This is a genomic window from Ferrovum myxofaciens (genome assembly GCF_000735045.1).
Lineage (GTDB): Bacteria > Pseudomonadota > Gammaproteobacteria > Burkholderiales > Ferrovaceae > Ferrovum > Ferrovum myxofaciens.
The window spans coordinates 1-634 of record NZ_JPOQ01000214.1 but is presented as its reverse complement, the minus strand read 5'-3'; the positions used below and the strand labels follow the sequence as shown (position 1 = coordinate 634).

2 protein-coding genes are annotated in these 634 nt (G+C 47.9%); both read right to left on the bottom strand.

What is annotated here, in order from left to right; genetic code table 11:
- Positions 1-177 (bottom strand): IS200/IS605 family transposase (tnpA, locus tag IV91_RS17475; protein ID WP_150112495.1); only part of this gene is annotated, 177 nt, incomplete at its 3' end.
- A gap of 208 nt (positions 178-385) precedes the next feature.
- Positions 386-532, bottom strand: coding sequence for a hypothetical protein (locus tag IV91_RS18940; RefSeq protein ID WP_197456531.1), 147 nt, complete (start codon positions 530-532; stop codon positions 386-388).
- Positions 533-634 lie beyond the last annotated feature (102 nt).

The following is a 634-nucleotide window of genomic DNA, read 5'->3' as shown; positions in this document are numbered from 1 at the left end:
AAGTTCCAATATTTCACATTTATACTCAGTAGCAACGTCTTGTATAATTTCTTTCAGCCGAACGTCAACGCCCTTCACTAAAACCGAACGCCGATACTTCGGACACCATATAACATGGTACTTGCAAGAGTAAACTACGTTCAGGTTGCTCTTGTATTTTATGGTGTAATCGCCCATGTACTAATTATACAGATGCTAGATATATAATGCAAGACAAATCTAAGTCAAAACCAACTTCCCGCTTTCCTCCCCATGGCTAAAGCGAGGGGATTCTCGCGGTGTGGGGTTGACAACGAAGATGACACCGAGCCATCCTCTTAGACATATGTTGTCTCCCGCACTAAATCGCGATCCACCGGCTATTTTCCTCGCAATACGCACGGTCTCAGGCAGTCGCTTGCGTGTGACAAGCAGGAATCGAAACTATGAAGTCTCCCGCCACTAGCTGACTCACCCAATGGTCATACTCGAAATTGCGTGCGGGATCCCCCCAGCGCCACGCATCCAGACACTGGATCAGGAGAAGTCTCATGTTAGATATTCATAACGAACGCATCACCCAACCAGCGTATCACTTGAGCCATCCCTATCGCCATGCCTTGCGCCGTCCCATGCACCCAAAGACCCTGAAACA

What these genes read in the sequence shown, in the direction of transcription:
- IV91_RS18940 (WP_197456531.1), bottom strand. Translation starts at nt 532, where the DNA reads ATGAGACTTCTCCTGATCCAGTGTCTGGATGCGTGGCGCTGGGGGGAT.